Source organism: Aeromonas sp. QDB68 (assembly GCF_027707405.1).
GTDB classification, from domain to species: Bacteria; Pseudomonadota; Gammaproteobacteria; order Enterobacterales; family Aeromonadaceae; genus Aeromonas; species Aeromonas caviae.
Genome location: NZ_JAPCIQ010000090.1, coordinates 1 through 16,365, shown reverse-complemented (window position 1 = coordinate 16,365; position 16,365 = coordinate 1). Strand labels below are relative to the sequence as shown.

Genomic DNA, 16,365 nt, shown 5'->3' with positions numbered 1-16,365 from the left:
GAAAAAACCCCGAAATATCGGGGTTTTTAGGCATTTCGCTTTACAAAACGCTTTACATTTTAAAAAAACCGGCCCTAGAACGGAATATCGTCGTCGAAATCCATCGGCGGTTCGTTGTAGACCGGCGGGGCAGATTGCGGCTGCTGGGCCGGACGGCCGTAACCGCCTTGCGGTTGCATGTTCTGCTGCGGGGCAGCAGGACGTTGCATGTTCTGTTGCGGTGCAGCCTGTTGCGGCTGGCCCCAGTTGCCCTGGGATGATTGGCCGCCCATGCCCTGGCCACCGCCCTGCGGACGGCCACCCAGCATCTGCATCACACCGGTGAAGCTGTCGACCAGCACCTCGGTGGTGTAGCGCTCCTGGCCGCTCTGATCCTGCCATTTACGGGTCTGGAGCTTGCCTTCCACATAGACCTGGGAGCCCTTCTTCAGGTACTCGCCGGCCACTTCGGCCAGCTTGCCCATGAAGACGACACGGTGCCATTCGGTGCGCTCTTTCTGCTCACCGGTCTGCTTGTCGCGCCAGGTATCGGAGGTGGCCAGGGTGATGTTAGTCACGGCACCGCCGCTCGGCATGTAGCGCACTTCCGGGTCTTGCCCCAGGTTACCGATCAGAATGACTTTGTTGATGCCTCGACTGGCCATAATCTCTCTTCCACCCTTATGTATACCGGCCAGGCCAGATGCCTGGGCCCATTCAATAATGCGTTTGTTTGCAACGAGATGCGCGCCCTGGCTGGGTGTCATCTCTCTTCAGTGTCCTGGCTGCGCCGGAGCTTGCCGGCAGAGGCGTCATGGATCGGCCGCAGCGTTTGGCCGCCATAGTACCAGTTGACGGGCATGAGCGCACATCTTCCCTGCCACTGTGGCGTCAATGGATCGCCACAGCCTGAGTAACTTACCCGAGGTAAGGTGTCACCAGCAAGGGGAGGAGGCTGGGGCAGGCTGCGTGAAGAGGGCGGAGCTGTTATGGTGCGCACCGGCACTACTTGACCCCCCAAATGGGGGGGGCGTGCTAGTCAATTGTATTGGCTGGAAAATTGCTGGGCTTCAAAGGAGCCACCGATGCGTCTAATACTTTTTTAATGCTGCAGCCAGGAGGGGGATTGGTACTCTTCCTTGCCAAAAAGCCCCGACTCGAATGTGCAAGGAAGTTCTCTTGATGACGCCCGACTCCCTCCTGGTGCTGATCACCGAAAATAACGCACAAGCCTCCCGTTTCCAGCGTCACCTCAGTGAAGAGCTTAGTCTGCCCATCTTGCTGGTGGGGGAGCTGAATGACCTGCCAGACGTTGCAGAGGGCGCCCCCAAAACCTTGCTGCTGATCGATCTGGACTACCTCAAGTCGACCCAGCAGGAGCTGTGGAGCAATGCCATCTGCCAGCGCTTTGGCGAGGCCAGTGCCGTGTTGCTCAATGCCCCGACCAGCACCAACAAAGAGCTGCTGCTGATGTGGCCCCATACCAGCGGGCTCTTCTTTCGTCAGGACACGCTGGACAGGTTGGTCTTCGGCATCCGCAAGGTGTTGCAGGGGGAGTACTGGATCCCGCGCCACCTGCTGTGCGACCTGGTGGACTACTACCGCAAGGGGAGCGGGCAACCTCAGCGTCAGCAGACGCTGCTGACCGCCCGCGAGCAGGAGATCGTGCGTCACCTGATGACGGGGGCCTCCAACACCGAGATCGCCGACAGCCTGTTCGTGAGCGAACACACCGTCAAATCCCATCTCTACAACGTCTTCAAGAAGCTGAACGTCAAGAACCGGTTGCAGGCGGTGAGCTGGGCCAAGGAGTATCTCTGAGGAAGGGGCACGGAAGGAAAGACTGTCTATTCATCCAGTAGTCTCTATGCCATACTGGCCCGCTCTGGTTCCCGTATCGAGCGCGCAACAAGATGGAAAAAATCGTGATCCGGGGTGCCCGCACCCACAACCTCAAGAACATCAACCTGATCCTGCCACGTGACAAGCTGATCGTGGTGACCGGCCTGTCCGGTTCGGGCAAATCCTCCCTGGCGTTCGATACCCTCTATGCCGAGGGGCAGCGCCGCTATGTGGAATCGCTTTCCGCCTATGCCCGCCAGTTCCTCTCCCTGATGGAGAAGCCGGACGTGGACCACATCGAGGGGCTGTCGCCTGCCATCTCCATCGAGCAGAAGTCCACCTCCCACAACCCGCGCTCGACCGTCGGCACCATCACCGAGATTTACGACTACCTGCGGCTGCTGTTCGCCCGGGTCGGCGAGCCACGCTGCCCGACCCACGCCATTCCGCTCGCGGCCCAGACCATCAGCCAGATGGTGGATCAGGTGCTGGCCCAGCCCGAAGGCGCCAAGCTGATGCTGCTGGCCCCCGTGGTGCGCAACCGCAAGGGGGAGCACACCAAGCTGCTGGAGAACCTGGCGGCCCAGGGTTACATCCGCGCCCGCATCGACGGCGAGGTGTGCGATCTGTCGGATCCTCCCGCGCTGGAGCTGCACAAGAAGCACACCATCGAGGTGGTGGTGGACAGATTCAAGGTGCGCGATGACCTGGCCCTGCGCCTGGCCGAATCGTTCGAAACGGCGCTGACTCTCTCCGGCGGCATCGTGCTGGTGGTGCCGATGGACGGGGAGGATGGGGTTGCCCCCATGACCTTCTCCGCCAACTTCGCCTGCCCCGAGTGCGGTTACTCCATGTCGGAGCTGGAGCCCCGGATCTTCTCCTTCAACAACCCGGCGGGGGCCTGCCCCACCTGTGATGGTCTCGGGGTGCAGCAGTATTTCGATCCCGCCAAGCTCATCCATGATCCGGGCCAGAGCCTGGCCGGCGGCGCCATCCGTGGTTGGGACAAGCGCAGCTTCTACTACTTCCAGATGCTCAAATCCCTGGCCGATCACTACAAGTTCGACCTGGAGAGCCCCTGGGAGGATCTGCCGCTCAAGACCCAGGAGGTGATCCTGCGCGGCTCCGGGCGCACCGAGATCGAGTTCCGCTACATGAATGACCGCGGCGACGTGGTGGTGCGCAAGCACCCGTTCGAGGGGATTTTGCACAACATGGAGCGCCGTTACCGGGAGACTGAATCCAACGCGGTGCGGGAAGAGCTGGCCAAATACATTGCCAACAAGTCCTGTACCAGTTGCGGTGGCAGCCGACTGCGGGAAGAAGCCCGCCACGTTTTCGTGGACAATCGCAACCTGCCCGCCATCGCCGAGCAGTCCATCGGCGATGCCCTGGCCTTCTTCGAAGGGTTGAACCTGTCCGGTCAGCGTGCCCAGATAGCGGACAAGATCCTCAAGGAGATCGTCGAGCGGCTCGGCTTCCTGGTGAACGTCGGCCTCAACTATCTGAGCCTGTCGCGCAGTGCAGAGACCCTCTCCGGTGGCGAGGCGCAGCGGATCCGGCTGGCCAGCCAGATCGGGGCTGGCCTGGTGGGGGTCATGTACGTGCTGGACGAGCCCTCCATCGGTCTGCATCAGCGGGACAACGAGCGGCTGCTCAAGACCCTGACCCACCTGCGTGATCTCGGCAACACCGTGATCGTGGTGGAGCACGATGAGGATGCCATTCGCCTCGCCGACCATGTGCTCGACATCGGCCCGGGGGCTGGCGTGCACGGCGGTGCCATCGTCGCCCAGGGGACGCCGGAGGAGATCATCGCGAACCCCGAGTCCCTGACCGGTGACTACCTCTCCGGGCGCAAGCAGATCGCCATCCCGGCCGAGCGCACCCCGCTCACCGGCAAGTGGCTGAAATTGAAAGGGGCGAGCGGCAACAACCTGCGCAACGTCAACCTGGATCTGCCCATCGGAGTGATGACCTGCGTCACCGGCGTCTCCGGTTCCGGCAAGTCGACCCTGATCAACGACACCCTGTTCCGCATCGCCCACCGCGAGCTGAACAAGGCCACCGAGTCCACGCCTGCGCCCTATCGCAGCGTCGAGGGGCTGGAGCATCTGGACAAGGTGGTGGATATCGACCAGAGCCCCATCGGCCGCACCCCGCGCTCCAACCCGGCCACCTACACCGGCCTGTTCACCCCGATCCGCGAGCTGCTCTCCGGCACCCAGGAGGCGCGTTCCCGTGGCTACCAGCCGGGCCGCTTCTCCTTCAATGTGAAGGGGGGACGCTGCGAGGCGTGCCAGGGGGACGGGGTCATCAAGGTGGAGATGCACTTCCTGCCGGACGTCTACGTGCCGTGCGACGTCTGCAAGGGCAAGCGCTACAACCGCGAGACCCTGGAGGTGAAGTACAAGGGCAAGAACATCCACGAAATCCTCGAGATGACGGTGGAAGATGCCCGTGCCTTCTTCGATCCGGTGCCAGCGGTGGCGCGCAAGCTGCAGACCCTGATGGACGTGGGCCTCTCCTACATCCGGCTCGGTCAGTCCGCTACCACGCTCTCTGGCGGCGAGGCGCAGCGGGTCAAGCTGGCGCGGGAGCTCTCCAAGCGGGACACCGGTCAGACCCTCTACATCCTGGACGAACCGACCACGGGGCTGCACTTCCACGATATCCAGCAGTTGCTCAAGGTACTGCACCAACTGCGGGATCGGGGCAACACCATCGTCATCATCGAGCACAACCTGGACGTCATCAAAACCGCGGACTGGATCGTTGATCTGGGCCCGGAAGGGGGCGCTGGTGGTGGCCGTATTCTGGTGACGGGTACGCCTGAGGAGATGAGCCGTTGCAAGGAGTCCCACACGGCGCGCTTCCTCGCTCCTCTACTGGAGAAATAAGCGTCACTCGAGAAAAAGGGGCCAGGGCCCCTTTTTTGTTGGCCGGTGGCGAGGTGCGCCGATCTGGCGCCCGGCCAGGGATGAGAGGGAGAAAAGAGGGACTCGTCCGGCAGACTCAGTGTGTCAGCATCAGGAAGGCGAGGGCGAACAGGAAACCCAGCAGAATGAAGAGGAAGGAACCTATCCCCCAGATGGCGGCAAGAATGCTGAGAATTTTGTCTTTGCGTGTCTGTGGTTTCATAAAATTCAAATTACAGCGTGGTTACATCGCATTAATAAAATACGCCCCGGGGCATAATTAAACAACAATTGAAAGGTGATATGAAGATGTTTAAGGTGTATTTGATTGGTATTTTACATTTCATGATGATGCGGTAATTTAAGGTATCATAATGTATTTTAATGACTTTTTATTTTCATCTGCGGTTTGATTGTCCAATCAAAGCTGCCGTGTACATCTATCTATTTCTTGATAACTATTGAGCTACATCAATAACCGGCCATTCACATCCTTTTATAGTTTTCGGGCTTGCAACATAGAAAGAAAACAAAAAAGGAATAATGTGATGAAAAAGATCCTTCCTCTGTTAATCGCAGCCGCATTTGCTTCCCCCGTCGCCATGGCACATCAGGCCGGTGACATCCTGGTCCGTGGTGGCCTGGCGTTCGTCTCTCCCCAGACCAGCAGTGACAACGTGCTGGGGACGGGCGAGCTGGAGATCGACAGCAACATGCAGCTTGGTCTGACCCTCTCCTACATGTTGACGGACAACTGGGGTGTCGAGCTGCTGGCCGCGACCCCCTTCTCCCACTCGGTGTCGACTGCCGGCCTGGGTGAGGTCGCCAAGGTCAAACACCTGCCGCTGACCCTGATGGCGCAGTACTACTTCGGTGATGCCAACAGCAAGGTGCGCCCCTATGTGGGTGCCGGTATCAACTACACCACCTTCTTCGACGAGGAAGGGCGCGGTGCCCTGGCGGGGACGGATGTGAGCGTGGACTCCTCCTGGGGGATGGCGGGTCAGGTGGGCCTGGACATGGCGATCAATGACCGCTGGTTCGTCAACGCCTCTGCCTGGCTCATCGACATCGATACCGATGTGCATACCGCCGTGGGCACCATCAACACCTCCATCGATCCGGTGGCCTTCATGTTCGGCGTCGGTTACCGCTTCTGATGACAAACGTGGCCGGTGCACGGCCATGACAACAAGCATGTCTCTTTGGCCCGGCTCTGTTCGGGCCCTTTTCTGCCTGCCATGTCACGCCAACTGTGATCTGGCCCGCCATCGCGTCACGAACCGCTATTCCATTGCATCCCGCTGCCGATAACCTCGGCATTCACCCCTTTCCCCAACGAGTGAGGATGCCTCCATGGGTTTATCTATTGTGCAGCGGATCATCGCCGGCTTCGTGCTGATGCTGTTGTTGCTGGTTCTGCTCGGCTTCATCAGTATCTTGAAGATCCGTGGGATCAACGAGGGGCTCTCCCAGGTTTCTGATCGTGCCACCCCCCTGGTGATCGCGGTAGCCGGGCTCAAGGGCGCACTGCAGGACAGCAACCGCTGGGTGCTCACCTACAGAACCAGCGAGGAGGCGGCCCAGTTGCCGCAACTGGCCAGCCAGTTCAAGGCGCAGCAGGAGCGTTTCCTGGCCCAGAGCAAGGAGATGGCCCGGTTTGACGGGGTGGCCGAGGCGAGCGAGCGGTTCCGCCAGGTCGACGGGGCGACCCGCGAGTTCTACGGGTTGGCGGATCAGGTGCTGACCCAGCACGGTCAGTGGGTGGCCGCACTCGATCGGCGCCATGAACTGGAGCTGGCGTTCATCCGGCTGGAAGATACCTACCAGTGGGCCGCCGATCTGTTGCTGCAGCAGACCGCGAGCAAACGCTCCATGCGCAACAAGGCCGAACTCATCACCTCCGGCATTGCCCGGGATCTGAAAAACATCCGCCGGGCCGATGCCAAGACCGATCTCAATGAATTGGAGAAGGTGCTCGGCAAGGATATCGAGATGGCACGCAAACGGCTCGAACGGGTGCAGGTGCCCGATGACGTGAGGCAGCGTTTCATCGTCAACCTCGATCGGATGCAGGAGCTGGCCCTCGGCCCGAAAGGGTTGCTGGCGACCATGCGCAATGGCCAGCAACTGGCGGCCTCACTGCAGTCCCTGAACCAGCAACTCGACACCAGTCTGGTCAACAGCCTGGCGCTGCTGGACGAGATGGCCAAATCGGCGGGCAGCATTGCCAGCGCGAGCCGGGTCGGGGCGGATGACGCCGTCAGCAGCGCCAGCGCCTGGATCCTGATCGTGTCTGCCATCTCCGCGGCCGCCGCGCTCCTCATCGGTTACACCACGGCCCGCAGCATCCAGCGTCCGCTGCAACTCATCGATCGGGAGCTGGATCGCATGGCCACGGGTGACATGACCCGGCGCATCGACTACCAGAGCCGCTGCGAGTTCGGCAGCCTGACCCGCTCCATCAATACCCTGGCAGACAAGACTGGCGAGTTGCTCGCCCAGATCAATGCCGGCTCGCGCCATCTGGTGGACGAGGCGAGCCGCGCCGCCGAGATAAGCGAGCGAGCCATGTCACGGGTACAGGATCAGAAGAGCCAGACCGATCAGGTGGCTGCCGCCATCACAGAGCTGGAGGTGAGTGCGACTGAGGTGGCGCGCTCCACCGACGGCACCAAGCGCGAGGTGGACCTGGCGGACGAAGAGGCCCGCGCCGGACGCAAACAAGTGGCGACTACGCGCCAGATCACCGAACAACTGGCGGGAGCCATGGAAGAGGCGGTCGGCATCACCCACAAGCTGGGGGAATTCAGCGACAACATCGGCAGCATCCTCGACGTGATCCGCAGCATCGCCGAGCAGACCAACCTGCTGGCGCTGAACGCGGCCATCGAGGCGGCCCGGGCGGGGGACGCCGGTCGCGGCTTCGCAGTGGTGGCGGACGAGGTGCGGGCACTGGCGAACCGGACCCAGACCTCGACCGAGGAGATCCAGGCCATGATCGAGAGCCTGCAAAGTTCCAGCAAGCACGTGGTGGCCGTGATGGCACGCAGCCAGGAGCAGACCCAGGATTGCGTGGCCCAGACCCGGGTGATGGACGAGGCGCTGCAATCCATTGCCGAGCGGATGAGCGCCATCAAGGCGATGGCGGATCAGGTGGCTCATGCCGCCCAGGAACAGATCTCCGTGAGTCAGGGGGTTGCCCGTCATGTCGCCGGCATTGCGGATGTGGCTTACGAGACCGAGCGGGAGGCGCGGGAATCGGCCAGCAGCAGTGAGGTGCTGGCGGATCTGGTCGCCAAGCAGCAGCAATTGATCGCCCATTTCAAGGTGTAGGAGGACTTATGGCTAACAAATGGATCGGGGCCCTGAGTCTCCTGTTGTGTGGCCAGCTGATGGCCAGCGAGCTGGTGATAGAGAGCTGGCGCATAGATGACAAGGCCTTGTGGGAACAGAAGATCATTCCTGCATTCGAGGCCGCCCACCCGGGTATTCAGGTGAAATTCAACGGGGTGCAGAACGTCGAGTACATGCCGACCCTTTGGGCCAGCCTCAAGGCGGGCAAGGCGGGGGATCTCATCACCTGCCGCCCGTTTGACGACTCCCTGGCCCTGTTCAAGGCGGGCCATCTGGTGGAGCTGAGCGAGATGGCGGGGATGGAGAACTTCCCGAGCTTTGCCCAATCCCCCTGGCAGACCGACAGCGGCGCCCAGACTTTCTGCGTACCCATGGCATCGGTGATTCACGGCTTCTTCTACAACAAGAAGATATTCAGTGAGCTGGGGCTGACGGTACCCCAGACCCGCGAGGCATTCTTCGCAGCCCTGGACAAGGTGAAGGCGGATGGTCGCTATGTTCCCCTCGCCGTGAGCGGCTCGGAGAGCTGGGTTGCCTCCGAGCTCGGTTTCCAGAACATAGGCCCCAACTACTGGAAGGGGGAGGATGGTCGATTGGCGCTGATCGGGGGCCAGGAGCGCTTCAACAACCCGCAATACGTCAAGGTGTTCGAGGAGCTGGCCCGCTGGCGTGACTACCTGGGGGAGGGGGGCGAGAGCCGCGACTACGCCACCACCAACGAGCTCTTCACCTCGGGCAAGGCTGCCTTCTATGCGGCGGGATCCTGGGAGATCGCCCCCTTCACCGGCAAGGTGGACTTCGGTGTCATGCGCCCGCCCGTGGCAAAGCAGGGGGATGGCTGTTTCTTCACCGATCACACCGATATCGGTATGGGGATGAATCCGGCCAGCAAGAACAAGGAGGCCGCCATGACCTTCCTGCAGTGGCTGACCACTCCCCAGTTTGCCGAGCTCTATACCAACTCGCTGCCCGGCTTCTTCTCGCTCTCCAACCACTTCTTTGAAGCCACCAATCCGGCGGCCAGAGAGATGATGGAGTGGCGGGATCAGTGCGATTCCACCATCCGGGTTGCCACCCAGATCCTCTCCCGCGGCACTCCCAAGCTCGGGGATGAACTGGCCGAGGTGAGCCAGCAGGTATTGCTGGGAACCGTGGCACCCAAGGCGGCGGCCGATCGCCTGGAACAGGGGTTGAAAGGGTGGTATGCCCCCCATCAGGGCAACCAGGGCAAGGGACAGGAATGTCAGTGTGAGGCGAGCGTGCCTGCCGTCCCTGCGTCGGGTGCCATCGGGACCGAGCCTGCTGCTCCTGTGGTGCCGAATGGACAAGCGCCCTCCGGAGCAAGCGCGACCCAGCCTCCGTCAGCACCGGTGTCCGGAGCTGTCGCTCCAGCGCCTCCTGCCGAAGTGGAGGAGGCGCTCGCCAGCGAACTGGAGGGGGCACAGCCCTGATGGTTCACCATGAAGAACGGGAGGCCTTGGCCTCCCGTTTTGCATCTGCGTGATGACCTGTCATTCCCGTGGCAAGCGGCACAGGCTGCCGATACGGGCCACCGGCACGAAACCCAGAGTGCGATAGACCCGCTGGGCGTGATAGTGCTCGTCTGCCACTATGATGAGCGAACTGGCCCGTGCCAGTCCCTGGCGTGCGACCTGGCTCAGCAACAGACGACAGAGCCCCCGGTTTCGCCACTCTGCGTGCGTGCGCACCAGTTGAAAGCGTCCCAGGGTGCCGGTGAAGAAGAGTCCGCAGCTGGCAACCAGTTGATCCTGGTGCCATAACCCCCACCACTGTCCGAGCCCGTCATCGATCATGGCCTGATAGAGCTGGCGGCGTGACAAGAGATAGGGAAGATAGCGCTCCTCCGAATGGGCTGGATCCCGCTCTGCCAGCTCGAAGGCGAGCCACTGATCCCAGTCCGCCGCGGTGAACGGGCGAGCCGGGGCCATGTCGCTGCCGGTGGGGGCTTGCCACTCCATTGCACCCAGCGCCAGTACCACGCACTCCATGTATTGGTATCCCGCCGCCACGAACCCGGCGACCCGGCTGTTCTGGCCTGCGGCGAGGGGCCACTGGAAGGTGCGGTGGCGGATACGGGGGTCCCAGCCAATCAGCCTGTCGAAACTGGCCTCGAGCCAGCCCTTGTCACGATCGCTTGGGGGAGTGGGCAGCAGCAGGTAGTTGCCGAAGTAGTAGTCTGGAGAGCCCGGGGTGCGCACGGTCCAGAACGCATCATGATCCGTCACCTCGCCCTGATAGCGATCGAACAGCAGATCGGTGGCAAAACCGGGGTGATCTTCCATGATGGGGCTCCTGCAAACGCTTGAATTGCTTATCGGCAGGCGGGGAAAGAAGTTAAAAAAAGGCCGGGAAACCCGGCCAAACAATCACACGCAGATTCAGAACGTCCAGGACGATCCGCCCGCATCATAGCGTGCCTGACAGCATTTTGGGATGGGGTCGCTCATTACTTAGGTTGAATTGCAAAATAAAAAAATCGGCAATCCCCCTTGTCGCTGACAAATCGGTATTGACTTTGATCCGTTTTCTCATAAAGATAGAAAGACGTTTAGACGTCCAAACATCCGTTTTGGCGTGAAGGAATGGGTTGCAGGACAGGGAGAGAGCAGATGGGATTTCACAGCGCGCGTCAGGTTGAGGCACTCAACCAGAGTTTGGCGGATCTGGGTGGCGACATATCGGTCAGTTTCGAGTTTTTCCCGCCCAACAGCGAAGGGATGGAGAACACCCTCTGGCAGTCCATCGAGCGCCTGCAGGTGCTGGAGCCCAAATTCGTCTCTGTGACCTATGGCGCCAATTCGGGCACCCGGGACCGCACTCACAAGGTGATCAAGGACATCAAGGAGCGTACCGGCCTCATCGCCGCCCCGCACCTGACCTGTATCGACGCCAGCCGTGACGAGCTGCGGACCATTGCCCGTGACTACTGGAACAGCGGCATTCGCCACATCGTGGCCCTGCGCGGAGACTTGCCCCCCGGCCTCGACAAGCCTGACATGTATGCCACCGACCTGGTCGCCCTGCTGAAATCCGAAGCCGATTTCGATATCTCGGTCGCCGCCTATCCGGAAGGCCACCCCGAGGCTCGCAGTGCGCAATCCGACCTGCTCAACCTCAAGCGCAAGATAGATGCCGGTGCCAATCGGGCCATTACCCAGTTCTTCTTCGATGTGGAGACCTATCTGCGTTTTCGGGATCGCTGCGCCGCCATCGGTATCGATGCGGAGATCGTGCCGGGGATACTGCCGGTCTCCAACTACCAGACCCTGGCCAAGTTTGCCGGTTTCACCAACGTGAAGATCCCGCGCTGGATGCACCAGCGTTTCGAAGGGCTGGAAAACGATCAGATGACGCGCAACATGGTGGGAGCCAGCATTGCCATCGACCAGGTGCGTGTGCTGAGTCAGGAAGGGGTGAAGGATTTCCACTTCTATACCCTGAACCGCTCAGAGCTGACCTATGCCATCTGTCACACACTGGGTGTGAGGCCGAAAGGTCAGGCCTGATCCGCGGCTCTGATACAGAAAAGCCAATGAGTCTTCTCATTGGCTTTTTGTTTTGAGCGACAGTCAGGGCCGGGTTGGCTGGATCTCCCTGGGCTCGAGATCGATGACTGCATTGCCGGCGGCACCGGGATACTGGTGATAGCTCTGGTCCTGCTCCAGGGTATAGAAGGTGTCGAGGTAGTCGTCGTTGTTGGTCATCCAGGAGTCCGGAAGTGCCTTGACGATACGACCGCCGAGGTCGAGGAAGGGCAGGGCCTCGGGTACGCCGCCCGCAGTGAAGCCGAGTTTGAGTGCGTCAATCAGGAGGGCACTCAGCTCCTTGTAATTGACGTTGTCATCCTGCTCCATCATGACCACGTCGACGGCTCCCCAGCGGTAGCGATCCCAATAGACCAGGATCTGGTTGGGGGTGTAGTCGGTGTTGTCGTAGTCGAGATAGGGCATGTCGACGATATCTACCACGGGCTCGTCCCTGCCAGGATTGACCCCGGCCACGACGGCATAGACCTCGGCGGCGCCCAGCAGCCAGGGCTCCTGATCATCGTTGAGCCTGATCTTCTTGAGAATGCTGGTCTTGAGGGGCGTGGCGTTGCTGGTGGCACGGGGCGTCACCTGCATGTCGGCGGCAGCCAGCGCCTTTCGCATCACCTTCAGGCCGGCATTCTTGGCTTTGACCGGATCGGCCTCCACCACCAGTACCGGCCGCGCCGGCGGCTGGTTCACATCGAGATAGATCGGGCTGCCGGCGGCTGGTTCACATCGAGATAGATCGGGCTGCCGGCGCTGTCGAACGCCTCGATGGCGCTCCAGCTCTTTTCGTCACCACTTGGTATGTAGGCAACCAGTGGCTCAACCCCTTGTTGCAGTGCATCCGCCTGATCCGGATTGGCCAGCCGCAGTTGCATCAGCTCCCTGACCTCGCCATCCAGCCCTTGCCGACTGATGGCCGCCTGGTTGGCATCCCGAGCCTGGCGCTTCAGACGCGGGCTGGCCTTTGGCAGCAGGTTGGGCAGCGGGCTCTGGTATTCCTGATTGTTCAGGAGTGGCAGCAGGTTCTTCTGCTGCAGCGCGAGCTGGCGTGCCAGGTCCCGATCGGTGTCGGCAGCCTGGGCCGTGGTGGCACCCAGCATTGCCAGTAATAAAATGACAGCCTGATTCCTCATCTTCGTTCTCCAGTATTGAGTCTGACAACGGCGCTTGTCGGGAAGGATCTGCGCCGTTTTGTCACTAGAAAGGAATAAGGTTCATATGTGAACGCTCTTCTCAGGATTATGTGCTGCGTCTCACTGGAGTCTCCCCAGATGGTCAGGTCAGGCGCGGAGCCGGTTGACTTGATGCAATGTCACTCCGATCAGCAATCCCCAGCAGGCAGACCCGACCCCGAGCAGGGTGATCCCCGAGGCAGTCACGAGGAAAGTCAGTAGCGCGGCTTCCCGCTCCTCGTCCTGCTGCAAGGCGCTGTGCAAGCTGCTGCCTATGGTACCGAGCAGCGCCAGCCCGGCCACGCAGGTGACCAGCACCGCAGGGAATGCGCTGAACAGGGCAACCACGGTGGCACCGAAACAGCCTGTGAGCAGGTAGAAACATCCAGCCCACACGGCAGCAGGCCAGCGTCGAGTGACATCGTGATCCACTTCCTTGCCCATGCAGATGGCGGCAGTGATGGCGGCCAGGTTGAAGGCATAGCCGCCAAACGGTGCCAGCAGCACGCCGATGAATCCGGTCCAGCCAATCAGGGAAGAAGTGGCCGGTTGATAGCCGTGGGCGCGCAGGATGGCAATGCCCGGCATGTTTTGCGAGGTCATGGTAACGAGAAAGAGCGGGAGCGCGATGCCGAGCAGGGCGTCGATGGAAAAGGCTGGCGAGATCCAGACCGGGGTGGAAAGTTGCCAGTGAACCTCGTTGAGTTGCAGCTCGCCCCTCAGGGTGCAGAGCAGCATGCCGGCCGCCAGGACCAGCACCATGGTGTAGCGGGGCCAGAGGTGGCGACCCAGCAAGAAAGCCAGTAGCAAGGTGCCAAGCAGCAGAGGATCTTGCGGTGCCACCTTGAAGAGATCCAGCCCGAACCTGAGCAAGACTCCGGCCAGCATGGCGGCCGCCAGGGGGGCGGGAATGTGACGCATCAGCCTGTCGAACCAGCCGCTGATACCGCAGAGGGTGATCAGCAGTGAAGAGATGATGAAGGCGCCGATGGCTTCAGCCAGACTGAAGTTCCCCAGGCTGGTGATGAGCAGGGCGGCACCCGGGGTGGACCAGGCCGTCAAGACAGGCACCCGGTAATAGAGGGAGAGGCCGATGCAGCTGACCCCCATGCCGATACCCAGTGTCCATAACCAGGAAGATACCTGGGCTGCATCGGCACCGGCGGCCGTGGCAGCCTGGATGATCAAGACGACAGAACTCGTGTAACCCACCAATACGGCGATGAGTCCCGCGACCATGTGGGGGAGGGCTAGGGGCATGGGAAACTTCCTTGTGGATGCTGATAGCTTGTGCGCTATTGCGTACAATGTGGTTTTGACTATAGCGCTGTGCGTTATGGCGCACAATATGGTTCGAAGTAATCGGAGAACAGATGCAGGAGATGAGTCGCTATCTGGCCCAGCGATTGAAAGGGCTGCGCACTGAAAGAGGATGGAGCCTGGATATGGCCGCCCGTGAAACGGGGGTGAGCAAGGCCATGCTGGGACAGATCGAGCGAGGTGAATCCAGTCCGACGGTGGCAACATTGTGGAAGATTGCCACCGGCTTTCGGGTCTCTTTCTCCAGTTTCATTGAGCCGACACCAGCGGCGCAGGGAGAGACGGTATACCGTATTGCCGATGATATTCGACAGCAGCCAGCGGGAGAGGGGATGCAGGTTGCCCCGCTTTTCCCCTATGAGGCCCGCTTTGGTTTCGAGTTGTTCGAACTGACCCTGCTACCTGGCTACCAGCGGGAGTCCGAACCCCATGAACCCGGAGTGACCGAACATGTCATCGTCATCAGCGGTGTGATGGAGGTGCTGGTGGACGGGGCATGGCGTTCCCTCGATCAGGGTGAGGCCGTCCGGTTTGCAGCGGACCGTCCCCATGGCTATCGCAATCTTGGGGTCGCTCCCGCCATCTTCCACAATCTGATCCACTATCCGGCCATGGCCACGCGATGACTAGCCGGGGCGGCCATCCGCCCTGGGACTGGTCAGTATGGGGGTATAAACCCAGATGAACAGACCGTAGGCGGCAACCCAGCTCCATCCGCTTAGGTTCCATCCAGTGAGGGTGAGATTTGGCCAAAAGAGGGGGAGCAAGACCCGCAACAGCGCGGACAGGATCACCAGTGCAAATGCAGCCGTTATCCTGCGTCCTATCTGCAGGGCTCTGCCACTGTGTCCGAGGGATACACGGGCTATCATCCCGAGGATCATGGCCCCCATGCTGCCCGCGCTGAACAGATGGCTTGCCAGTGACAAGGCAATCGGCCAGCCAGCCGTGCGTGCCGCCAGGGCGGTCAGCCCCAGGGGGATAAAGAGGTAGGCCAGGTGAAGCGACCACAGCAGGGGTTGGGCCACCGTGGTTCCGGGTCGCCAGCGCAGCTGCCTGTAGAGGTGAGCCCCTGCCGCCACTATATATAGAGGGAACATCTGGATGCCGATGACCCACTGTGTCGGAAGCACCAACCAGAACAGCAGGATGAGCCACAGAGACGCGAGGGCAATGCGCTCCAGCCACGGCAGTGGGGGTGCTTTTTCCGCCCCAGTGGCTCTGGCGGTAAAGAAGGGAATGACACGTCCTCCCATGATGGCAATCAGAGTCGTGAAGAGGAGCACGGTTGCAAGCAGGATATGTTCCACCAATGGCCATTCGGCATGCCACCGCCAGCAAGCGGTATTGAGCAGGGTCAACACGAGAAGCAGGGGAACAAAAAAGAGATTGCGCCACTGGCGCGTCACTATGATGGGTCTGGCGAGGAACCACGTACAGAGGGGCAACCAGGCCAGGTCCATGACCATCAGAGTGACATTGCTTTCTCCAAACCAGGGGAGCAGGCCTCTCGGGATGACCCACAATCCCACGACCAGTGCCAGCGGCCAACCGCGTACACCTGGGTGAGCAGTCCAGTTCTGGACGGCGGTAAGCAGAAAACCCGCCACTATGGCGGCACCAAAGCCGAACAGCATTTCATGTGCATGCCACCAGATGGGGTTGCTAATCCCGGGCAGAGCGAACCAGCCGTTGAGCTGGCCCAGCCAGCCCAGCATCGCCAAAGCCGAGAACAAGGCGCCGAACAGGAAGAAAGGCCGAAACCCGAGGCGGAACAGAGGAACGATTCTCTCCTCTTTGCGGCTATCCAGGATCTGGTGCATGAATGAAACCTTAATTGAACATTTGAAAAGCCAATTATAAAGTGGCTTTTCAAATGTTCAATTTAAATCCAATGACAGCCCGAAATGGTGGTGATGCGAACGAAATAGAACCGCTTTGCTGTATATCTGAGCGAACGGTTCTTTTCGGTGAAAAAGCCCTTGTCATCACGGCGCGGCTCCCTATAATGCGCCCCTACCAGCACGGCGGACCACGCCGAACTGATGAGCTAGCCTCCTGATGAGGTGGGCGCCGAAAGAAAAGCGAAAACAACCGCTTGACTTTCGAAGTGAGGAGCGTAAGATGCGCCTCCTCAACGCGGTAAGCGTGACGCTCTTTAACAATTTGAATCAAGCAATCTGTGTGGGCACTCACAGCATCGAGCATCAAAAACAATTT

Annotated in this window: 12 protein-coding genes and 1 pseudogene; 7 read left to right on the top strand and 6 right to left on the bottom strand. The window is 60.6% G+C overall.

Annotation, left to right across the window (positions count from 1 at the left end; genetic code table 11):
• Nucleotides 1-74: 74 nt before the first annotated feature.
• Nucleotides 75-644 carry a single-stranded DNA-binding protein gene (locus PG892_RS18545; RefSeq protein ID WP_010674212.1) on the bottom strand — a complete coding sequence of 190 codons (570 nt, stop codon included), beginning with the start codon at nucleotides 642-644 and terminating at the stop codon, nucleotides 75-77.
• Nucleotides 645-1,161: 517 nt separating this feature from the next.
• Between PG892_RS18545 and PG892_RS18540 the strand changes: the two genes are divergently transcribed.
• A complete protein-coding gene (locus PG892_RS18540) occupies nucleotides 1,162-1,800 on the top strand; it encodes a LuxR C-terminal-related transcriptional regulator (protein ID WP_270825663.1) in 639 nt (212 codons plus the stop codon).
• 92 nt (nucleotides 1,801-1,892) lie between these two features.
• Nucleotides 1,893-4,721: an excinuclease ABC subunit UvrA gene (gene uvrA, locus PG892_RS18535; protein WP_041211876.1), complete on the top strand. Its 2,829-nt coding sequence runs from the start codon at nucleotides 1,893-1,895 to the stop codon at nucleotides 4,719-4,721.
• Nucleotides 4,722-4,836: 115 nt separating this feature from the next.
• On the opposite strand, the gene PG892_RS18530 is transcribed toward uvrA, so the two are convergent.
• Nucleotides 4,837-4,962: a hypothetical protein gene (locus PG892_RS18530; RefSeq protein WP_270825661.1), complete on the bottom strand. Its 126-nt coding sequence runs from the start codon at nucleotides 4,960-4,962 to the stop codon at nucleotides 4,837-4,839.
• Nucleotides 4,963-5,287: 325 nt separating this feature from the next.
• On the opposite strand from PG892_RS18530, the gene PG892_RS18525 reads away from it, so the two are divergent.
• From PG892_RS18525 to PG892_RS18515, 3 genes are all read left to right on the top strand, one after another.
• The gene (locus PG892_RS18525; RefSeq protein ID WP_270825660.1) at nucleotides 5,288-5,899 is read left to right on the top strand and encodes an OmpW family outer membrane protein; all 612 of its coding nucleotides are present in this window, start codon (nucleotides 5,288-5,290) and stop codon (nucleotides 5,897-5,899) included.
• A gap of 196 nt (nucleotides 5,900-6,095) precedes the next feature.
• The gene (locus PG892_RS18520; RefSeq protein ID WP_128345465.1) at nucleotides 6,096-8,075 is read left to right on the top strand and encodes a methyl-accepting chemotaxis protein; all 1,980 of its coding nucleotides are present in this window, start codon (nucleotides 6,096-6,098) and stop codon (nucleotides 8,073-8,075) included.
• An 8-nt stretch (nucleotides 8,076-8,083) separates the two neighbouring features.
• Nucleotides 8,084-9,547, top strand: a complete 1,464-nt coding sequence (locus PG892_RS18515) for an extracellular solute-binding protein (RefSeq protein ID WP_042015850.1) — start codon at nucleotides 8,084-8,086, stop codon at nucleotides 9,545-9,547.
• Between the two features lie 60 nt (nucleotides 9,548-9,607).
• On the opposite strand, the gene PG892_RS18510 is transcribed toward PG892_RS18515, so the two are convergent.
• Nucleotides 9,608-10,399 carry a GNAT family N-acetyltransferase gene (locus tag PG892_RS18510; RefSeq protein ID WP_134997601.1) on the bottom strand — a complete coding sequence of 264 codons (792 nt, stop codon included), beginning with the start codon at nucleotides 10,397-10,399 and terminating at the stop codon, nucleotides 9,608-9,610.
• Between the two features lie 327 nt (nucleotides 10,400-10,726).
• On the opposite strand from PG892_RS18510, the gene metF reads away from it, so the two are divergent.
• The gene (gene metF / locus PG892_RS18505) at nucleotides 10,727-11,623 is read left to right on the top strand and encodes a methylenetetrahydrofolate reductase (protein ID WP_010674220.1); all 897 of its coding nucleotides are present in this window, start codon (nucleotides 10,727-10,729) and stop codon (nucleotides 11,621-11,623) included.
• A gap of 63 nt (nucleotides 11,624-11,686) precedes the next feature.
• Here the strand turns inward: metF and PG892_RS18500 are convergent.
• Nucleotides 11,687-12,786 (bottom strand): annotated as a pseudogene (locus tag PG892_RS18500) (DUF3103 family protein).
• A gap of 147 nt (nucleotides 12,787-12,933) precedes the next feature.
• The gene (locus PG892_RS18495; protein ID WP_048209697.1) at nucleotides 12,934-14,085 is read right to left on the bottom strand and encodes a benzoate/H(+) symporter BenE family transporter; all 1,152 of its coding nucleotides are present in this window, start codon (nucleotides 14,083-14,085) and stop codon (nucleotides 12,934-12,936) included.
• Nucleotides 14,086-14,198: 113 nt separating this feature from the next.
• On the opposite strand from PG892_RS18495, the gene PG892_RS18490 reads away from it, so the two are divergent.
• Nucleotides 14,199-14,771: a helix-turn-helix domain-containing protein gene (locus PG892_RS18490; RefSeq protein WP_042015843.1), complete on the top strand. Its 573-nt coding sequence runs from the start codon at nucleotides 14,199-14,201 to the stop codon at nucleotides 14,769-14,771.
• On the opposite strand, the gene PG892_RS18485 is transcribed toward PG892_RS18490, so the two are convergent.
• Entirely contained in the window at nucleotides 14,772-15,968 is a 1,197-nt protein-coding gene (locus PG892_RS18485) for an NnrS family protein (protein ID WP_223916595.1), read from the bottom strand.
• Nucleotides 15,969-16,365: the final 397 nt, after the last annotated feature.

What these genes read in the sequence shown, in the direction of transcription:
- PG892_RS18545 (WP_010674212.1), bottom strand. Translation starts at nt 644, where the DNA reads ATGGCCAGTCGAGGCATCAACAAAGTCATTCTGATCGGTAACCTGGGG.
- PG892_RS18540 (WP_270825663.1), top strand. Translation starts at nt 1,162, where the DNA reads ATGACGCCCGACTCCCTCCTGGTGCTGATCACCGAAAATAACGCACAA.
- uvrA (WP_041211876.1), top strand. Translation starts at nt 1,893, where the DNA reads ATGGAAAAAATCGTGATCCGGGGTGCCCGCACCCACAACCTCAAGAAC.
- PG892_RS18530 (WP_270825661.1), bottom strand. Translation starts at nt 4,962, where the DNA reads ATGAAACCACAGACACGCAAAGACAAAATTCTCAGCATTCTTGCCGCC.
- PG892_RS18525 (WP_270825660.1), top strand. Translation starts at nt 5,288, where the DNA reads ATGAAAAAGATCCTTCCTCTGTTAATCGCAGCCGCATTTGCTTCCCCC.
- PG892_RS18520 (WP_128345465.1), top strand. Translation starts at nt 6,096, where the DNA reads ATGGGTTTATCTATTGTGCAGCGGATCATCGCCGGCTTCGTGCTGATG.
- PG892_RS18515 (WP_042015850.1), top strand. Translation starts at nt 8,084, where the DNA reads ATGGCTAACAAATGGATCGGGGCCCTGAGTCTCCTGTTGTGTGGCCAG.
- PG892_RS18510 (WP_134997601.1), bottom strand. Translation starts at nt 10,399, where the DNA reads ATGGAAGATCACCCCGGTTTTGCCACCGATCTGCTGTTCGATCGCTAT.
- metF (WP_010674220.1), top strand. Translation starts at nt 10,727, where the DNA reads ATGGGATTTCACAGCGCGCGTCAGGTTGAGGCACTCAACCAGAGTTTG.
- PG892_RS18495 (WP_048209697.1), bottom strand. Translation starts at nt 14,085, where the DNA reads ATGCCCCTAGCCCTCCCCCACATGGTCGCGGGACTCATCGCCGTATTG.
- PG892_RS18490 (WP_042015843.1), top strand. Translation starts at nt 14,199, where the DNA reads ATGCAGGAGATGAGTCGCTATCTGGCCCAGCGATTGAAAGGGCTGCGC.
- PG892_RS18485 (WP_223916595.1), bottom strand. Translation starts at nt 15,968, where the DNA reads ATGCACCAGATCCTGGATAGCCGCAAAGAGGAGAGAATCGTTCCTCTG.